Genomic DNA, 16,809 nt, shown 5'->3' with positions numbered 1-16,809 from the left:
CTGGCCCCGGCAGAGGAGTTGTTCGGACGAAGGGTTCGCGTCGTGTTGATCGATCTCACCGGGAAGACCGCTCTGGTCACCGGTTCCACGCAGGGCATCGGGGCCGCGATCGCGAAGGGCCTTGCCGAAGCGGGAGCGGAGGTCGCCGTCAACGGACGTACGCCGGAATCGGTCGCGGCGGCCCTGGAGCGGTTGCGCAATGACGTACCGGAGGGTCGATTCCGGGCCGCGCCCGGCGATATCGCCGAGGACGAGGGAGCGGCGAGGGTGTTGTCCGCCGTCCCGTCGGTGGACATCCTGATCAACAACCTCGGCATCTTCGGGACCCGGCCGGCGTTGGAGATCGACGACGCCGAATGGCGGCGCTACTTCGAGGTCAACGTGCTCACCGCCGTCCGGATGACCCGCGCCTACCTGCCCGGGATGCAGACTCGCGGCTGGGGACGGATCCAGAACATCGCGAGCGACTCGGCGATCGCCACGCCGGCGGAGATGATCCAGTACGGCATGTCCAAGACGGCGTTGTTGGCGGTCTCGCGCGGCTTCGCCAAGGAGGCGGCCGGGAGCGGTGTCACGGTCAACTCGGTGATCGCCGGCCCCACGCACACCGGCGGAGTCGAGGACTTCGTCTACGAGTTGGTGGATCCCGCCCTGCCGTGGGACCGGGCGCAACGCGAGTTCATGCGCCTGCACCGCCCGCAGTCGCTGATCCAGCGGCTGATCGAACCCGAGGAAATCGCCAACATGGTGGTCTACTTGAGCTCCCCCTTCGCCTCGGCGACCACGGGCGGCGCCCTTCGCGTGGACGGCGGCTACGTCGACGCGATCACCCCCTGAGCCGATCGGCTGCCGGATCCGGGGAGCGGGCCCCAACTGCCCGCCCCCCGGGAGCCAAAGGTCGGGCCCTACCCGACATCGACCTTCGGCGACCGCGAGAACCGGAATACGATCCGGATCCGGCTCTCGGAGGGTATGACGTTTCGCGGCCCGGGAGTGTGACGGGTCCGCCGAAGAAGATTCCGTTCGTCTTCCGTCGGCGTGGATCGCCGTCTACCCCGTTCCCTCCCGGAGTTCGTGACGGCGGCGCAGCAGGGTGCGGCGGCGGGTGTGGGCGCGGTACAGGAGGCCGGCCGTCAACGCGATCAGGGCGGCGCCGGCCAGGCCGGTGGCCAGGGCCGCTCCGGGGCCGCCGCGCGCGGCGGCGAGGGCGGTGCCGCCGACGGTCGTCGCCGTGGTCGCGGCGAGGGCGATCCGGCCGCCCACCACCTCGTCGTGGCCGTATAGCGGTCGGCGGGCGGTCAGCGCCCATGTGCCGAACGCGGCCCAGGCCAGGCCCACCACGATCAACGCGGCGAACGCGATGCGAGTGCGGGTCGGCAGGGCGTGCGGTTCGGTCGCCCACAGCAGCGCGACAAACGCCGCGCCGCATCCGCCGGCCAGCCCCACCGCGAGGTCGCGCAGGCGCGAACGCAGCGAGGTCTCGCGGGCGATCACCCGGCGCAGATCGGGCGGCAGCGGAACGGATTTCCGGTCGTCGTCCCGGTCGTGGTGGTCGGTGTGGCCGTCGTGGTTCACGGGTGATCGCCCCTTTCGATCAGAATCTCCCGCAGCATGCCGCGTGCGCGCGACAGTCGGCTCTTGACCGTGCCCGCCGGCACGTCGAGCACGGCTGCGCAGGTGGCGAGCGGGAGGTCTTCCAAATGGAACAGGATCAGCACCTCACGTTCCTTCGGCGGCAGTCCGTCCAGGCCGCTGCGGATCGCCATACGATCCAGCACGCCGTCGGCGAAAACCTCGTCGTCGGCCCGCTCCCCGGCATCCTCGTCGGCCACCTCCCGGGCGGAATACGTCTGCCGCAGGTGGTTCATGACGGTTCGTCGGCCGATGGTGAACAACCACGGCACGAACCGTTCCGGCTGCCGCAGCCGAGGCAGCCCCCGGAGCACCCCGACCCAGGTCTCCTGGGCAAGGTCGTCGGCGACACCGGCGGATTCGACCATGCCCCGCAGGTACCGCCACAGCGGCCCGTGCCAGCGCTCCGCCAACTCGGTGAACGCCTCCCGCTCACCCAGTTGACACCGAATTACCAACAACTCGTCGCCGGAACCCACATCCGTATCCGCATCCGCTGCATCGGTATCCGCATCCGACTCCACGTCCATCCACCCTCCTTGCCTCACCACACACCGAGCGGCTCCCACCGCTCTCGCCGGGTAAGTCGGGCCCCGCCCCGAAAAGGTTCACGCGGCTCGTGGGGTCGATCCGGTGGGGTCCGGTGGGATCAGGCTCGGATGAGGTGGCGGGGGAGGGCGTGGGCCTTGCGGCCCGTGGGGGTGGTGATGGTGCGGGCGGCGAGCAGGGCGTCGATCACGGCTTCCTCGACGCAGTCCATGGCGGCGGTGAACAGGGTTTCCAGGTGGGCCTGTTCGAGGTCCGCCGGGGAGCCCTGGGAGGCGGTGGAGAAGGCCAGGCCGTAGTCGCCGTTGCCGCGGCCGAGCGTGGCGCCGACGCGGCGTAGGGCGAATACGCCGCGGGCCGCGATGCGGGACAACTGCCGTGCCGTGCAAGGGACATCGACGGCCAGTACGACCACGCAGGAGCTGTCCGGGGCAGCCGGACCGGCGCTTGCCAGGCCCAGGCCGACCGGCGTCACCGATCGCCCGAGGAGGCGCAACTCCCCGTCCATGTCGGCCTGGACGAGTGCGCCCACGGTCGCCGACCGGGTACCGAGCGAGACCCGGCGCGACGCCGACCCGATGCCGGCCTTGAAGCCGAGGGCACACGCCCCCGCGCCGCCGCCGACGCTGCCCAGTTCGACCGGACCGTCGTGCGCGCCCGTCAACGCGGCCGAGACGTGCTCGCGGGTGAGCGGCCGCCGAACCACCGGAGCCGGCCACGCGTCGTCGATCCCGCCGACCACCGGCGCCTCCGGGTGATCCGAACCCCGGCTCGGCGTCGAGGTGAGCAGGATCGGCGTCGCCAACGCGGCCCGCTCCACCATCTGGGTGACCCCGACCGCCTTCCCGTGGCCGCTGCCGAGGTACATCCCCGCCGCCAACGACCGGGCCTCCCGCATCGCGGTCGGTACGATCGCGGTCACCCCCGAGCGCACCCCCTGGGCCTCGTCCACGAGCGTCGTATGACCCACCAGCACGCCCGACACATCGGTGATCGTGTTGTGCGGACCCGTCGCGAACCGCCCGACCCGGTGCCCCGCGTCCCGGAACCGCAGCACGCGCACCGGGTCTCGCTCTGCCTCGTTCACGGTCGACCCGGCCTTTCTCGGGAGAACAACAACGCCGATTCTCACCGGCTCCCGATCGTCGATCTCCGTCGTGGGGTCCGAATTTCGCCACGCCGTTTGGGGTCTTCCGCCAAAAGACGCTCGGCGCCCGGGTGCGGACGGTGCGTGACGACGGTGGGCTCGCGCAACAGGCGCAGCGCGAGCGCGGCTTCGGAGCCGCGGAGGCCCGCTCGCGCCGCCGCGCGGACCCGTTCAGTCGAGCGCGGGAGCGGTGGGGCGTCCCGCGACCAGGCGGCGCAGCAGGGTGGTGAGCAGGTCGCGGTCCGGCTCGGGCAGGGTGGCGAACCAGTCCAGTTCACGGCGGGAGTGGGCGGCGAACGCCTCGGCGATCGACGCGCGGCCCTGCTCGGTCAGGGCGACCAGGACCGCGCGCTTGTCCTCGGCGACGGGCCGGCGCTCGACCAGGCCGTCGCGTTCCAGGGTGTTGATCGCGTTGGTGAGCGCCGAGCGGGACAACACCGACAATTCGGCGAGCCGGGCGGGCTGGGTGGGGCCGAGTATCCACAGCTTGAACATGATGCGAAAGCCCGGCAGGGTCCACCCGCGCGGCCGATGCACGGTGGCCTCGAGGTCGGCGACCAGCAGATACGCCACGTGCAGCAGGTGGTAGCCCAGGTCGAACGCGCCGGGATCGGTGTCCGGCGCCAGCTCGACGATGCGTTCGCGCGCCTGGTCGGCGTACCGGACGTCCGGCAGTCGGGTCGGCTCGGCGGGGGGTGTCGCGCGCGGCGTCATACGTTCCGTCTCGCTCGGTGGGTGGGGTGGTGCGGGTGTGTCGTGCCCATCCTGCACGTGGCGCACATCCTGCCAAGAGTCCTTGCGCAATCCGGTCCCTGCCCCCAGGATGAGCAAAGTTGTTATGGCTGAAACAATCTATTGCTCCGGGAGGCCTTCGTGCGCGTCATCGTCGCCGGGGGAGGAATCGGCGGTCTGACCGCCGCGCTGTCGCTGCACGCGGCGGGAATCACGGACGTCACCGTCCTGGAGGCGGCGGCCGAGATCCGTCCGCTGGGCGTGGGCATCAACGTATTGCCGCACGCCGTACGCGAGTTGACCGAACTCGGCCTGGCCGACCGGCTGGCCGCGCTGGGCGTGCCGACCGGCGAGCTGGCCTACTTCAACCGGTTCGGCCAGGCCATCTGGTCCGAGCCGCGCGGGCTCGGCGCCGGGTATCGCTGGCCGCAGTACTCGGTGCATCGCGGTGGCCTCCAGATGTTGCTCCTGGACGCGGTGCGCGAACGCCTGGGTACCGACGCGGTGCGCACGGGCCGGCCGGTCACCTCGTACGAGGACCTGCCGCAGGGCGTGCGCGTGCACACCGCCGCCGGGCCGCTCGACGGCGACGTGCTGATCGCCGCCGACGGGATTCGCTCGGCGATCCGCCGGCAGCTCTTCCCCGAGGAGGGCGCGCCGCCGTGGAACGGCCTCGTGTTGTGGCGCGGCACCACCCGCGCGCCCGCGTTCCGTTCCGGGCGGACCATGATCATGGCCGGCGACGGGACGGAGAAGTTCGTCGCCTATCCGCTGACGCCCGAGCCGGATGCCGACGGCAACCTGCTGCTGAACTGGATCGCCGAACGCCCGCTCGACACCCCGCCGCCCGCCCCCGGCGACTGGAACCGCCGGGCCGAACCCGCGGACGTATTGCGGCACTTCGGCGAGTGGCGGTTCCCGTGGCTGGACATACCCTCGGTGATCGCCGCCGCCGACGCGGTGTACGAGTATCCGATGGTGGACCGCGATCCGCTGCCGCGCTGGACCCATGGCCGAGTCACCCTGCTCGGCGACGCCGCGCACGCGATGTACCCCATCGGGTCCAACGGCGCCTCGCAGGCGATCCTCGACGCGCGGGTACTGGCGTGGCGGCTCGCCACGCACCCGATCGACGACGCGCTGGCCGGCTACGAGGCCGACCGCCGACCGGCGACGACCGCCATCCAGCTGGCCAACCGGGACCTGGGGCCGGAGATCGTGATGCGCCTGGTCCACGAACGGGCGCCGCTGGGCTTCACGAACATCGACGACGTGCTCACCCCGGCCGAACGCGAGGACGCGGCGGCCGGCTACAAACGCGTCGCCGGCTTCGACCCCACGCTCCTCAACGAACGCGCGTCGTACACCGTCGACACGGGGAGCCGGCCGTGAACGCGGACCCGTCCCGGACCGAGCCGGACCCGAACGCCGAACCCACCTCGCGGGAACCGGAGTCGGAGCCGGAGCCCGAGCCCGAGCCGGAGCCGTTCCCGGGAACGGCGCCCTACCCCTCGCCCTCCCCGAAGCTCAGCTTCCTCGCCCGCTTCCGGGTGGACCTGGACACCATGCTCGACCTCGGCGGCACCCCCTGGGGCGAGCGCCGGATCATCCCGATCGTCGGCGGTTCCTTCGAGGGCCCACGGCTGCGCGGGGACATCCTCCCGGGCGGCGGCGACTGGCAGATCGTGCACCCCGACGGCGCCGCCGAGATCGACACCCGCTACACCCTGCGCACCGACGACGAGGCGCTGATCCACCTGACCACCACCGGACTCCGGTACGGCCCGCCCGAGGTCATGGCCCGACTACGGCGGGGTGAGGACGTGGATCCGCGCAGCTACTACTTCCGGCTCGTCTGCCGCTTCGAGACGGGCGACGCCCGGTACGCCGGGCTCAATCGCACCATCGCCGTCGCGGCGGCGATGCGCAGCGCGAACACCGTCCGGTACGAGGCACACGCGCTGGTGTAGCGCGTCGGCGCGGTGGGCGGCCACGACGGGGCCCACCGCGCCGAAGCCGCGCTCAGCCCGTGATCACGGCGAGCGCGAACCCGTCCCACCCCTTGTCGCCGACCGTCTGCACGGCGGTGGCGTCGAGGCGGGGATCCTTGGCGAGCAGTTCGAGCGTCGTACGCACACCCTGGGCGCGCACGCCGCCCGCCGCCGGGTCGAGGACGGCGCCGCCCAGCACGACGTTGTCCAGGACGAGCACCGCGCCGACCCGGGCCAACCGCAGGGACCACTCCAGGTAGTGCGGGTAGTTGTCCTTGTCGGCGTCGATGAACACCAGGTCGAACGGCTCACCGCCCTCGGCGTCCAGGATCGGCAGCGTCTCCAGGGCCGGCCCGACCCGGACCTCCACCCGATCGGCCAGGCCCGCCCGCGCGATGTTCGCCCGGGCCACCTCGGCATGGCGCGGCGCGTATTCGAGCGTGACCAGCCGGCCGTCCTCGGGCAGCGCGCGGGCGAGATGGATGGTGCTGTACCCGCCGAGCGTGCCGATCTCCAGGATGCGCCGAGCCCCCCGGATCCGGGCCAGGAGATGCAGGAACCGGCCCTGATGCGCGGTGACCGCGATCGGCGGCAGACCCGCCGCGTCGCTCTCCCGCTGTGCGGCCCGCAACGCCTCGTCGTCGGCGCCGAGCAGATCGGTGAAGTATCCGTCCACGGCGCTCCATTGCTGCTGTGACACAAAGCAATTCCTCTCCTCGACCAAGCACGGAACACCCGTGGCCCTCCGACGATGCCGGCCGGATCCCACCCGGCACAGCCCGAGCCCCGCGCCTGATGGATGGTCTCTGAAGTTAGAGGGTTTCACGAGCATTTCTTGACTCTAATCTCTCACGAGAGTTATAACTTATAACGAAAGGCAAGCCTGCTAAGTCGACGAGGGGAACGTCATGTCAGCCACCTCCGTTTCGCCCGCAACCATCGACCGGCGCGTCCCGCGGGCGGTCACCATCTCCGCCTGGCTGGTCCCCGTCATGGTCTTGGCCCAATTCGCCCTGATCGCCGTCGTTCCGGTCGCGATCGCCCTGATCGGCGCGCTCACCCGGGTCGCCGATCGGTCGGTGCGCGCGACGGCCGCGCTCGTGGCGGTGGCCTTCGCCGTCCCGCTCACGGTCTGGCTCGTGCGCCCCGACGGCGCCCAGAGCCTGTCCAAGGACATCCATCCCGTATTCGTGGCCCTGCTCGTCGCCGCCTCCGCGGCCCTCGTCACCGCCATCCACCGCCCCCGCCGGCGCTGAGGCGACCTGCGACTTCGCACAGGTCCGGTTCGGCTACCCGGGAGACCGGGTCACCCGCTCAGGGCCGGTCGTCGTCGGAGTCCTCGGTGGACAGCAGGCCCGCTGTGGCGCCGTCGAGAGCCTCGGCCATCCGGGTGGAGCGGGGGAGCATGGTCTTCTCGTACACCCGGATCGCGTCGGCGACGTCGGCGGCACTCGCGAGCGCGAGGGCGAGTTCGGTGGCATCGAGCATGGCGAGGTTGACGCCGACGCCCAGCGGAGGCATCAGGTGGGCGGCGTCGCCCAGCAGGGTCACCGTCGGGTGGTGCGCCCAGGTGTGCGGGACCGGCAGCGCGAACAGCGGCCGGTCCACGTAGCGTCCGTCGTTGTCGGTGAGCATGCGCCGCAGGCTCGGCGACCAGTCGGCGTATTCGTCGAGGAGCAGCGCGCGGATGCCCTCGGTGTCCTCGATGGTGCGCCCGCTCGCGGCGATCCAGTCGACCGGGACCCGGCGGATGAGGTAGACGCGGATGTGGTCGCCGCTGTTGCGTTGGGCGAACACGGCGCGTTCGCCGTCGGCCGCGGCGGCGCCGCCCCGGCCGACCAGTGCGGCGATCTCGGGGTGCCGCCGCTCGACATCAAGGAAGTGGGCCTCCAGGAAACCCATCCCGGTGTAGGCGGGCACGGCGGGGGAGACCGCCGGGCGCACCCGGGAGAAGGCGCCGTCGGCGCCGATGACCAGATCGGCCTCGACGGTCGTCCCGTCCGCGAAGCGCAACAGCCGGGGCCCGTCGGCGGGTCCGTCGATCGTGTCGAGCGCGTGGCCCCAGTGCACGGTGCCCGGGTGCAGGGAATCCAGGAGCAGCGCGCGCAGGTGGCCGCGGTCGATCTCCGGCTTGAAGAGTTCGTCGGCGGCCGGGACGTGATGGAAGATGATCCGCCCGCTCGGGTCCAGCTTCCGCATCTCCTGCCCCTCCGGACGGGCCCGGGCGAAGAACTCGTCGAGCAGACCGGCCTCGCGCAGCGCGATCTGGCCGTTGTCGGCGTGCAGATCCAGACTGCCGCCCTGGTCGCGTGCGTCGGGGCCCGGGTCGCGGTCGTGGACGGTGACCGGGATGCCATGCCGCTGGAGGATGCGGGCGCAGGTCAGCCCGCCGGGTCCGGCGCCGATGACGCTGATTCGGGCGTGGGCGGGTGCGGGGGAGTTCATGGGGGTTCCTTTCGCCGGCGGAGAGGGCTGTCGGCCGAACGGGCACGGAAGCGGGGGAACTCACCCGCTGCCCTCACGAAAGCAAACTAAGTTCAAAAGTGCAATGAGTCAACTAAAGCATCGATGCAACCATCGGATACACTCAACCCATGACCGTCCCCCCTGCCGGCCGCCGCGAACGCAAGAAGGCGGCCACTCGGCAAACGATCGCCGACGCCGCACTGGAACTGTTCCTGGAGCACGGCTACGACCGGGTGAGCATCCGGGACATCGCCGATGCGGCCGATGTGTCCACGACCACGGTGTTCAAGCACTTCAGCGGCAAGGAGGCGCTGGTGTTCGACCAAGAGGAGGACCGGGAGGCGCACTTGGTCGCCGCGGTGCGGGGGCGGTCCGCCGGCCGGGACATCCTCGACGCCCTCCGGCGGCACGTCCGGGAGAACTTCCTCGCCGTCGCGACCCATCCGCAGGCAGCCGGGTTCAGTCACTTGGTGAACTCCACGCCGGCGCTGCGCGCGTACGCGGAACATATGTGGACACGGCACACCGACGCCCTCGGCGCGGCCATCGCCGACGAACTCGGCGTGGACCACGACGACATCGCGTGTCTGGCGCTGGCCCGGTTCGTCCTGGAGATCCCGACCCTGGCGCGCGGCCGGCAGGATCCCGCGGCCACCGTCGACGCGGTCTTCGACATTCTCGCCCACGGCTGGCCGCCACCGCGCAACCCGCCTGCTGCCCAAGGGAGTTAGCTCTCCCGGAGCGCGCGTGGCCGGCGGTGCGCGTGGCTCGCACGGGAAAGGTGGGGTGCCGCCGTTCGGGCTCGGCCGGCCCCGTCCAACCGCACCTCGGCGGTCCCTGTCCCGAATGGGGGAGACAGGGGCCGCCGGGTGTACCGGCGCGGCAACGGGTCGGCTACTCCGACACGTTCCGGCTGCCGCCCGCCTGGTCGTTGTCCTTGAGCGTGCCCCAGCCGTGCCAGCGGTCGATCCGGATCCAGGCGCTGACCCGCGCCCGTTCCCGCTGTGGGTAGGGCTGCCCGCCGTAGTGCCGGGACAACCGGTCGATGTCGGCCAGGTCCTTGTCGTCGCGGATGTCCTCGACGGTGCCGACGATGCTGAGGTGCGTGTACCAGTTGCCCTCGTCGAGCACGGTGAGCGAGACGCGGGGGTCGTTGCGGAGATGATCGAGCCGCTTTCGGCCCTCGTCCAGGTTGATCAGGATGCGGCCGTCGTCCCACAGGTACCAGGTCGCGGTGGAGACGGGTTGGCCGTCGGGTCGGAGCGTGGTCATCACGGCCGGGTTGGGCTTTTGCAGCATCGCGATGGCCTGTTCGGGCAGTGGCGGCTTCGACATGAGTCCTCCTCGTCGCGGGTCCGGCCGCGGTGGGAATCGCGGCGACGTCGCCGCACCGGACCGCACCGAAACACTACCTCCGACCCGGTTCCCGGCCGGGCGCGCCGGGGCCGCGTCGCCTACGCGCCCTCGCGGAGCCGATCGCGGTAACGCGTGGCCGCGAACCGGGCGTAGGTCCGGCCGAACCGCCCTTGGGGTGGTATCCGCGGCACGCTCCTCGTGTCTGCCCGGGGCCGGTGTTTCATCCCGTTTAGGGTGATGGTCGCGTGTTCGGGAGATCGGCTTCCGGCGATCAGGGATCCAGGTGTGTCCGCATGTCGCTCAGCATCCGCAACCAGTTCCCGGGCACCGCGGTCTCGGTGACCACCGGTGAGGTGATGGCCGCCGTCAAGGTCCGGCTCGGCTCCGGTCGCGAACTCACCGCCGCCGTCACCGTCGACGCGGTGCGCGACCTCGGACTGGCCGAAGGCAGCGCCGTCCTGGCCCTGATCAAGTCCACCGAGGTCTCGCTCGCCACCGGTGGCGTCGATGGGCTGAGCATCCGCAACCGTATCCCCGGCACGGTCGTCGAGGTCGCCTTCGGCGGTGCGATGGCCGGGGTCAAGGTCGCCGTCGCGGACGGCGAACTGACTGCCGTCGTCACCGTCGAGGCCGCGAGGGAGTTGGGTCTGACGGCGGGTACGCCGGTGACCGCCCTGCTCAAGTCGACCGAGGTCGCGCTCGCCACGGCCTGACCCGAACCGGCGCGGCGGCGCGGCGGTGACCGCGAATCCGCCGCGCCCGCGTGAGCGGTCAGCGTGCGTCGGCGCGCCGCAGCGTCGTGGGCAGGAAACCGCCGCCGTCGACCTCGAACGCGTAACCCCGGGTGAAGTAGGGGACGTTGCTGTCCATGAAGGTGATCACGTCGATCCGCTTCATCAACTCCTCCTCCGCCGCGGTCCATTCGGCGCAGCCCGAGGTGTCCGGCTTGGCCATCGCGAGCGCCGTCAGGCGCTGATACTCCGGGTTCTGCACGGACCCGAAGTTGAGGCCCTCGGGCGGCTTGGTCCCGGAGAAGAACGGGAGCATCTGGTCGGGCGTGCTCAGCGACAGCGGCGCCCACGCCACGTCCCACTGGCCGGCCATCAGCGTGGACACCTTCGTCGCGGGCGTGGTCGGTCGGGGATCGACCTTCACGCCGAACGACTTCCACTGCTTGACCGCCAACTCCGCCGCCGCGATGACCTGGGTGCCCGACAAGCCCGGATAGGGCACCTCGATGGACAGTTGCCGGCCGTCCTTGGTCCAGTACCCACCGGACTTGCGCCATCCCGCCGTGCGCAACAGCTCGGCGGCGCCGTCCACATCGTGGGTCGGGAGGTTGGCGGTGACCGAGTCGGTCGGACAGGGCGGGGACATCGCGGTGCCCAGCCGGGTCGGCCGCACCCCCTTGCCGCCGGTGGCGACCGCGCCCAACTGCCGCAGGTCGATCGCCGTGACCAGCGCCCGGCGCACCCGCGGATCGGCGGTGACCCGGTTCGCGTCCTCGTTGAACAACAACTGGCCGAGCGGGTCCTGCATGGCCGTGGACTTGATCCCGGCCGCCGTCAGCCGGGACCGGTCGGGGCCGACCACCGTGGTGACGTCCAACTGGCCGCCCAGGAGCAGATTGGTCCGGGTGGACTCGTTGCCGATCACCTTGAAGACCACCCGGTCCGGGGTGCGGGCGTTGTCCACGCCATCCGGACCCCAGGTGTAACCCGGGCGCTTGGTGAAGGTGAAGTGGTCGCCCGGTACGGCCTCGGTCAGCCGGTAGGGCCCGGTGCCGTCCGAGGCATGGTCCAGTTTGCCCTGCGCGCGCAGGCCGGAGGGGCACACCAGTTGCAGCGTCGCCGCGTTGCGCAGCAGGAACGGGGTGGGTTCCGGGGTCTTCAGGGTCAGGGTGCCGGCGGCGTCGTCGGCGGAGACGGTGAGGCCGGTGGGCACGATCATGCCGAGCATGGGCGAGGCGTTGGTCGGCTCGGCAACGTACGCGTACTGCGCCGCGATCGCCGACGGGGTCAACGGCGTACCGTCGTCGCACGTCACGCCGCGCTTGAGGGTGAAGCTCGCGGTGGTCGCGTCGGTCGTCCACGTCTCGGCGACACCGGAGACGACGCGCCCGTCCGGCTGGATGTTGACCAGCCCGTCGTAGGAGAAGCGGTTCAGCATGAACGCGCTCGCGTTCAGCGCGGTGAGCGGATTCAGGCCACCGGGGTCGGCAGTGACCCCGACGGTCATCGTGTCGCCGGCACCGGCGTCGTCACCGCCGCCACTGCCGCCGCATCCGGCGGCGAGCAGACCCAGGACGAGGGTCCCCACGACCCCTCGCGAGACGCGTCTCATCGCGCGCCTTCCGGGAAACACTCGGCCGTCGGGGAAAACTCGACGTCGGCGTGCCCGGTGCCGCGCACCGCACCCGACTCGGTGGCCGGCGTCCATCGGCGGTCTGCGGGCGGTGTACCCGGCAGTTCGGATCGTCCCGTCACGGGAAACCTCCTCGGAGTGCGGCTTGCGCCGCTGCGGACGATCACGGTAGGCAGTGGCCGGAAACCGGGGGATCGTCGCCGTACACGAAGAACACCCCCCGATCCTGTGCGTACCACCGACGCCCGGGCCGGCCGCCTGCGGGATTCTCGACACGAAGCCGGAACGGCCCGTTCCGCCGCCGGTCGCACTCGACGCGTGCGCCGTGCCGCGTCCCGGTCCGGCCGGCCCTCCGAGCCGGTGCGTGATCGATCCCGGCGACGAACTTGCCTCCCCGATACGGGAGTTGCTCGCCGAGCGGGATCGAACTCGTGGTCGCGCGGCACGATCCGGCGGTCGAACCCGTGTGCCCTCGCGGCGGTCGGGGAAGTCGTCCCCCACGCAAACGCGAGACCGACGAAGGGGACAGCATGCGCGAACAGGACGGCCGGAGCGAGAGCGCGGACGAGCGGGCCGACCGACGGTGGAACGAACTGCTCCAGGAGGTTCGGGTCGTTCAGACCGGGGCGCAGGTGTTGTTCGGCTTCCTGTTGAGCGTCGTGTTCACCCCCAAGTTCGACACCCTGAGCGACTTCGACAACGGCCTGTACGTGGCCGCCGTGGTGCTGGGCGCGGCCTCGATGGGGGTCCTGGTGTCCGTGGTCTCGGTGCATCGCGCCGTCGCCGGACAGGGTCGCAAGCCCGGACTGGTCCGTGTGGCCAACCGTCTTGTGCCGCTCGGGGTGGGCCTGTTGGCCTGCACCATCGGCTGCTCGTTGCTGCTGCTGTTGCGGGTTGCCACCGGCCCCGTCACCGCGGCGGTGCTCACGTCGGGGGCCGCGATCTGGTTCCTCGGTTGGTGGCTCGTGCTGCCGTTGGCGCTGCGCCTGGGTGCAGCGGGATCACGAGAAGCGGAATAGCCGGCGGGCGGCCGCGGGGCCCGACCGGTCGGCCCCGCCACGTTCGGCCCTACGGCGCATCCGGCATCGGCTCGACGGCGGGGATCACACCTCGACCGGGACGGCGGCGCGCAGTGCCTCCTCGACCCGGCGGTTGTCGGTCATGGACGCGGTGACGGCCGTCATCGTCAGGAGGAGGCCGGCGGCGGCGTAGAGCGGGGTGCGGACGTCGTAGGTGGTGGCCAGCCATCCGCCGAGGAAGGCCCCGAACGGGGCGGCACACATGCCCAGCATGCGGGAGGTCGAGGCCACCCGGCCCATGAGATGGGCGGGCACGATCGCCTGCCGGAGGGAGGGGCCGAGCACCATCGTGGCGCCCATGCCCGCTCCACAGACGGCGAGTGCCAGGCCGGCGAGGTACGGATTCGGCGCGGCGGCCAGGCCCAGGACGGCAAACCCCTCGACGGCGGCCGTGCAGGTCAGCGCGGTGCCGGTGCCGAGTCGTCGGCCGAGGGACGAGGCGATGCCCGCGCCGAGCAGGCCGCCGGTGGCCTCCGCCGTCAGGAGCAGGCCGAAGCCGTAGGTGTCCATGCCGAGGCGGTCGTGCGCGAACAGGGCGAGCACGGTCTCCACCGCGACGAAGGCGATGTTCCCGATCGCCGGGCGAAGCGCGAGCCCGAGCAGCAGTCGGTCCCGGAAGACATACGAGGCCCCTGCACGCGCCTGCCGCAGCAGCGACTCGCGGACCTCCGGCTCGGGCCGGGGCATGGCGGGCAGCGTCCGTACGAGCAGCGCCGAGAGCAGGAACGACGCCGCGTCGGTGAGCAGCGGCACGGCTCGCCCGAGTGCGAGCAGCGCACTGCCCGCGGGCGGCCCCGCGAAGCCGGACGCGGCAGTCTGGGCGCCGCGTAGGCGGGAGTTGGCGCGCTCCAGGAGCGCTGGGTCGCGGCGGAGCAGATCCGGAAGATAGGCCGTGGCGGCGGTGTCGAAGAAGAGTCCGCCGACGCCGAGCAGGAAGGCGACGACCGCGAGCAGCGGAATGCTCAGCACGCCGAGCACGGCCGCCGCTGCGGGTATCGCGAGCAACACCGCGCGCGCCGTGTCCGCGACCCACATCGTGCGCCGGCGGTCCCAGCGGTCCACCAGCGCACCGCCGAGCACCCCGAAGAGCAGCCACGGCAGCGTCCCCGCGGACGTGACGAGGGCCAGCGCCATCGGTTCCCGGGTCAACGTCAACGCGAGCAGCGGCAGGGCGGCATGTGACACCCCGTCACCGAGCGAGGACACCGTCTGCGCGGTCCACAGTCGGCCGAACCCGGTCGGCAACTTCCCCCCGTCCGAAGTCACTTGGCGTCCCCCTCGGCCCGCTCGCGCGACGCGGGGCGAAACAGCGCGAAGACGAGCGACACGTCGGGCAGCGACGGATCGGACAACTCCCGGTACTCGTCCGCCAGGGCGTTCAGTCGCGCCCCCAACTCCGCGAACCGCTCCTCGGTGAGCCGCAGATGCGCCATCCGCACGTGCCGCTCGCCGGCCGCCGGCGACTCCTCCAGATCCGCCACCGCGTGCCGCATCAGCACATTCGGCCCGCCCTCGCCCGGGTCCGGCAGCACGATCGACCGCGCGGCCATCGCGTAGTAGCGCTCGGTGACCCCGCGCACCTTCCGGGTCCGGACCACCTTCACCAGGCCGGCCCGCTCCAGCAGCCGCACGTGATAGCTGGAACTGCCCTTCGCGATGCCGATCCGCTCGGCGATCCGGGTGATCGTCGCCGGCTCGAAGCGGAGCACGGCCATGATCCGGTGACGCGTGAGATTGGAGACGGCGCGCAACTGCTCGTCGGTGGTGACGTGAAACGTCTCGGGAAGATCATCCGTAGGCATGCGAGTAATGGTCAACGTTTCTTGACCATTGGGCAAGAGGTTGTCGTCCGCGATTTCGAAATCGGCTCCGTCGTACGACGTCGTGCGGTCGTGCGACATGGTGCGACCTCCGTCACGTGTGCCGGCGTTCCGGGGGAGTTCGTGACAGAACTGATCTGACGGACCGTCAGGTCAGCTGACGGCCCCCGGATCCCGGAGTCGCCGCGTGTCGACCGCAGTACCCTCATCCGGCCTTCGTTCCCGTCTGATGGTGCCGACCCTGGCCTTCGGCGGAGTCCTGATGGCGCTCATGCAGACGGTGATCGTGCCGCTGCTGCCCGCACTTCCCGGCGACACCGGGTCCTCGCCGGGCACGGTGAGTTGGATGCTGACCGCGACGCTGCTCTCGGGCGCGGTGCTCAACCCCGTCCTCGGGCGGGCCGGCGACATGTACGGCAGGCGCCGCATCCTGGTCGGCGCGCTCGTGGTGATGACGGTGGGTTCGGCGCTGTGCGCGCTGACCACCGACATCGGCGTACTGATCACCGCGCGGGCGCTCCAGGGCACCGCCGCCGCCGTGGTGCCGCTGGCGACCGGCATCCTGCGCGACGAACTGCCGCCGCACCGGGTCGGCTCGGCGGTCGCGCTGATGAGTTCGACGGTGGGCATCGGGGCGGCGGCCGGACTTCCGCTGGCGTCGATCGTGGTGCAGCACGCGGACTGGCACGTGTTGTTCCGGGTGACCACCGGCCTGGGCGCGCTCGGCGCGGCGCTTTCGTGGTGGGTGCTGCCGCGTTCGTCGGCTCGCACGCCGGGTCGGTTCGACGTGGTCGGCGCGCTGCTGCTGACCACGGGCCTGGTGGGCGTACTGCTCGCTGTGTCCAAGGGCGGCGACTGGGGGTGGACGAGTCCGGCGGCGCTCGGCGTCGGGGCGGCCGGCGTACTCGTCCTGCCGCTGTGGGGCCGGCAGCAGCTGCGGGTGCGCGAACCGCTGGTGGATCTGCGTCTGGCGGCCCGCCGGACGGTGCTGCTGCCGCATCTGGCGGCGCTGGTGACCGGCTTCGCCTTCTACGCCAACTGGCTGGCCACGGTGCAACTGGTCCAGGCGCCCGAGGGCACCGGGTCCGGCCTGGGGGCGTCCGCGCTGGTGGCGAGCCTGTGCCTGCTGCCCGGCGGGGTGACGATGGTCGTCATGTCGCCGGTGTCGGCCCGGTTGTCCGCCGCGCGCGGGGCTCGCCTGACGCTGGTGGCGGGGGCGCTGGTGATCGCGGGGGCCTACGTGGTGCGGGTGTTCACCAGCGAGCAGATGTGGACGATCACGGCCGGGGCGACGATGTGTTCGGTCGGGACCGGGCTGGTGTACTCGGCGCTGCCGACCCTGGTGATCCAGGCGGTGCCGGCGGCACAGACGGCGGCGGCGACCGGCCTGAACGTGCTGATGCGCACCATCGGCCAGGCCCTGTGCAGCACGGTGGTCGCCGTCGTGCTGACCACGGTCACCACGACGGTGCCGGCGGGCGCGGGAAACGCGGCGGGCGGCACCTACGCCTCGCTCGACGCGTACCGCATCGTCTTCGCCCTCGCCGCCGCCGCGGCCCTCGCGGCGGCACTCACCGCGGCGGCCATCCCCCGCACCGCCGCGCCGCCCTCCGCCGGGCCCGGGACACGCGACGTCTCCCGTCGCGCGTCCCGAACCCCCTCCTGAGCGCCGGCGT

18 protein-coding genes are annotated in these 16,809 nt (G+C 71.7%); 8 read left to right on the top strand and 10 right to left on the bottom strand.

What is annotated here, in order from left to right; genetic code table 11:
• The first annotated feature begins 42 nt into the window (after nt 1-42).
• Nucleotides 43-837 carry an SDR family NAD(P)-dependent oxidoreductase gene (locus ACWGR4_RS38500; RefSeq protein ID WP_452130478.1) on the top strand — a complete coding sequence of 265 codons (795 nt, stop codon included), beginning with the start codon at nt 43-45 and terminating at the stop codon, nt 835-837.
• Nucleotides 838-1,050: 213 nt separating this feature from the next.
• On the opposite strand, the gene ACWGR4_RS38495 is transcribed toward ACWGR4_RS38500, so the two are convergent.
• The 4 genes from ACWGR4_RS38495 to ACWGR4_RS38480 all read right to left on the bottom strand — a co-directional run bounded on the left by ACWGR4_RS38495 (nt 1,051) and on the right by ACWGR4_RS38480 (nt 4,039).
• Nucleotides 1,051-1,575 (bottom strand): transmembrane transport protein, encoded by a 525-nt coding sequence (locus ACWGR4_RS38495; RefSeq protein WP_452130477.1) that lies wholly within the window; start codon nt 1,573-1,575, stop codon nt 1,051-1,053.
• Nucleotides 1,572-2,162 carry an RNA polymerase sigma factor gene (locus ACWGR4_RS38490; protein ID WP_452130476.1) on the bottom strand — a complete coding sequence of 197 codons (591 nt, stop codon included), beginning with the start codon at nt 2,160-2,162 and terminating at the stop codon, nt 1,572-1,574. The genes ACWGR4_RS38495 and ACWGR4_RS38490 overlap by 4 nt, the downstream gene beginning before the upstream one ends.
• A gap of 119 nt (nt 2,163-2,281) precedes the next feature.
• A complete protein-coding gene (locus ACWGR4_RS38485; protein ID WP_452130475.1) occupies nt 2,282-3,265 on the bottom strand; it encodes a P1 family peptidase in 984 nt (327 codons plus the stop codon).
• Between the two features lie 231 nt (nt 3,266-3,496).
• The gene (locus ACWGR4_RS38480; RefSeq protein WP_380002421.1) at nt 3,497-4,039 is read right to left on the bottom strand and encodes a MarR family winged helix-turn-helix transcriptional regulator; all 543 of its coding nucleotides are present in this window, start codon (nt 4,037-4,039) and stop codon (nt 3,497-3,499) included.
• Between the two features lie 159 nt (nt 4,040-4,198).
• On the opposite strand from ACWGR4_RS38480, the gene ACWGR4_RS38475 reads away from it, so the two are divergent.
• Both ACWGR4_RS38475 and ACWGR4_RS38470 read left to right on the top strand, forming a co-directional pair.
• Nucleotides 4,199-5,449, top strand: coding sequence for a flavin-dependent oxidoreductase (locus tag ACWGR4_RS38475; protein WP_452130474.1), 1,251 nt, complete (start codon nt 4,199-4,201; stop codon nt 5,447-5,449).
• Complete coding sequence (locus ACWGR4_RS38470) at nt 5,446-6,027, top strand: DUF3237 domain-containing protein (protein WP_452130473.1); 582 nt, start codon at nt 5,446-5,448, stop codon at nt 6,025-6,027. The genes ACWGR4_RS38475 and ACWGR4_RS38470 overlap by 4 nt, the downstream gene beginning before the upstream one ends.
• A 52-nt stretch (nt 6,028-6,079) precedes the next feature.
• On the opposite strand, the gene ACWGR4_RS38465 is transcribed toward ACWGR4_RS38470, so the two are convergent.
• The gene (locus tag ACWGR4_RS38465; RefSeq protein ID WP_452130472.1) at nt 6,080-6,748 is read right to left on the bottom strand and encodes an O-methyltransferase; all 669 of its coding nucleotides are present in this window, start codon (nt 6,746-6,748) and stop codon (nt 6,080-6,082) included.
• Nucleotides 6,749-6,956: 208 nt separating this feature from the next.
• Here ACWGR4_RS38465 and ACWGR4_RS38460 point away from each other — a divergent pair, with 208 nt between their 5' ends.
• A complete protein-coding gene (locus ACWGR4_RS38460) occupies nt 6,957-7,304 on the top strand; it encodes a hypothetical protein (RefSeq protein WP_452130471.1) in 348 nt (115 codons plus the stop codon).
• A 58-nt stretch (nt 7,305-7,362) separates the two neighbouring features.
• Here the strand turns inward: ACWGR4_RS38460 and ACWGR4_RS38455 are convergent, their stop codons facing one another.
• Nucleotides 7,363-8,493, bottom strand: a complete 1,131-nt coding sequence (locus ACWGR4_RS38455) for an FAD-dependent oxidoreductase (protein ID WP_380002416.1) — start codon at nt 8,491-8,493, stop codon at nt 7,363-7,365.
• 149 nt (nt 8,494-8,642) lie between these two features.
• Here ACWGR4_RS38455 and ACWGR4_RS38450 point away from each other — a divergent pair, with 149 nt between their 5' ends.
• Nucleotides 8,643-9,245 carry a TetR/AcrR family transcriptional regulator gene (locus tag ACWGR4_RS38450; protein WP_452130470.1) on the top strand — a complete coding sequence of 201 codons (603 nt, stop codon included), beginning with the start codon at nt 8,643-8,645 and terminating at the stop codon, nt 9,243-9,245.
• 163 nt (nt 9,246-9,408) lie between these two features.
• Here the strand turns inward: ACWGR4_RS38450 and ACWGR4_RS38445 are convergent, their stop codons facing one another.
• The gene (locus ACWGR4_RS38445) at nt 9,409-9,849 is read right to left on the bottom strand and encodes a PPOX class F420-dependent oxidoreductase (protein WP_380002414.1); all 441 of its coding nucleotides are present in this window, start codon (nt 9,847-9,849) and stop codon (nt 9,409-9,411) included.
• Between the two features lie 314 nt (nt 9,850-10,163).
• Here ACWGR4_RS38445 and ACWGR4_RS38440 point away from each other — a divergent pair, with 314 nt between their 5' ends.
• On the top strand, nt 10,164-10,583 hold the full coding sequence (locus ACWGR4_RS38440; RefSeq protein WP_380002413.1) for a TOBE domain-containing protein: 420 nt from the start codon (nt 10,164-10,166) through the stop codon (nt 10,581-10,583).
• Nucleotides 10,584-10,641: 58 nt separating this feature from the next.
• On the opposite strand, the gene ACWGR4_RS38435 is transcribed toward ACWGR4_RS38440, so the two are convergent.
• Nucleotides 10,642-12,189, bottom strand: coding sequence for an ABC transporter substrate-binding protein (locus ACWGR4_RS38435; RefSeq protein ID WP_380002412.1), 1,548 nt, complete (start codon nt 12,187-12,189; stop codon nt 10,642-10,644).
• Between the two features lie 575 nt (nt 12,190-12,764).
• Between ACWGR4_RS38435 and ACWGR4_RS38430 the strand changes: the two genes are divergently transcribed.
• Complete coding sequence (locus ACWGR4_RS38430) at nt 12,765-13,253, top strand: DUF6328 family protein (protein ID WP_380002410.1); 489 nt, start codon at nt 12,765-12,767, stop codon at nt 13,251-13,253.
• 84 nt (nt 13,254-13,337) lie between these two features.
• Here ACWGR4_RS38430 and ACWGR4_RS38425 read toward each other — a convergent pair whose 3' ends face one another.
• Complete coding sequence (locus ACWGR4_RS38425; RefSeq protein ID WP_452130469.1) at nt 13,338-14,579, bottom strand: MFS transporter; 1,242 nt, start codon at nt 14,577-14,579, stop codon at nt 13,338-13,340.
• Nucleotides 14,576-15,115 (bottom strand): ArsR/SmtB family transcription factor, encoded by a 540-nt coding sequence (locus ACWGR4_RS38420; protein ID WP_452130468.1) that lies wholly within the window; start codon nt 15,113-15,115, stop codon nt 14,576-14,578. The genes ACWGR4_RS38425 and ACWGR4_RS38420 overlap by 4 nt, the downstream gene beginning before the upstream one ends.
• A gap of 247 nt (nt 15,116-15,362) precedes the next feature.
• Between ACWGR4_RS38420 and ACWGR4_RS38415 the strand changes: the two genes are divergently transcribed.
• Nucleotides 15,363-16,799: an MFS transporter gene (locus ACWGR4_RS38415; protein WP_452130467.1), complete on the top strand. Its 1,437-nt coding sequence runs from the start codon at nt 15,363-15,365 to the stop codon at nt 16,797-16,799.
• The last annotated feature ends 10 nt before the right edge of the window (nt 16,800-16,809 follow it).

It is taken from the genome of Embleya sp. NPDC055664 (assembly GCF_053618075.1).
Note: the sequence above shows the minus strand (reverse complement) of the source record. Positions and strands in the feature narration are given on the sequence as shown.

Bases quoted from the DNA above. Each gene is read 5' to 3' on its own strand.
- ACWGR4_RS38445 (WP_380002414.1), bottom strand. From the start codon at position 9,849: ATGTCGAAGCCGCCACTGCCCGAACAGGCCATCGCGATGCTGCAAAAG.
- ACWGR4_RS38450 (WP_452130470.1), top strand. From the start codon at position 8,643: ATGACCGTCCCCCCTGCCGGCCGCCGCGAACGCAAGAAGGCGGCCACT.
- ACWGR4_RS38460 (WP_452130471.1), top strand. From the start codon at position 6,957: ATGTCAGCCACCTCCGTTTCGCCCGCAACCATCGACCGGCGCGTCCCG.
- ACWGR4_RS38415 (WP_452130467.1), top strand. From the start codon at position 15,363: ATGGTGCCGACCCTGGCCTTCGGCGGAGTCCTGATGGCGCTCATGCAG.
- ACWGR4_RS38455 (WP_380002416.1), bottom strand. From the start codon at position 8,493: ATGAACTCCCCCGCACCCGCCCACGCCCGAATCAGCGTCATCGGCGCC.
- ACWGR4_RS38490 (WP_452130476.1), bottom strand. From the start codon at position 2,162: ATGGACGTGGAGTCGGATGCGGATACCGATGCAGCGGATGCGGATACG.
- ACWGR4_RS38480 (WP_380002421.1), bottom strand. From the start codon at position 4,039: ATGACGCCGCGCGCGACACCCCCCGCCGAGCCGACCCGACTGCCGGAC.
- ACWGR4_RS38440 (WP_380002413.1), top strand. From the start codon at position 10,164: ATGTCGCTCAGCATCCGCAACCAGTTCCCGGGCACCGCGGTCTCGGTG.
- ACWGR4_RS38430 (WP_380002410.1), top strand. From the start codon at position 12,765: ATGCGCGAACAGGACGGCCGGAGCGAGAGCGCGGACGAGCGGGCCGAC.
- ACWGR4_RS38420 (WP_452130468.1), bottom strand. From the start codon at position 15,115: ATGCCTACGGATGATCTTCCCGAGACGTTTCACGTCACCACCGACGAG.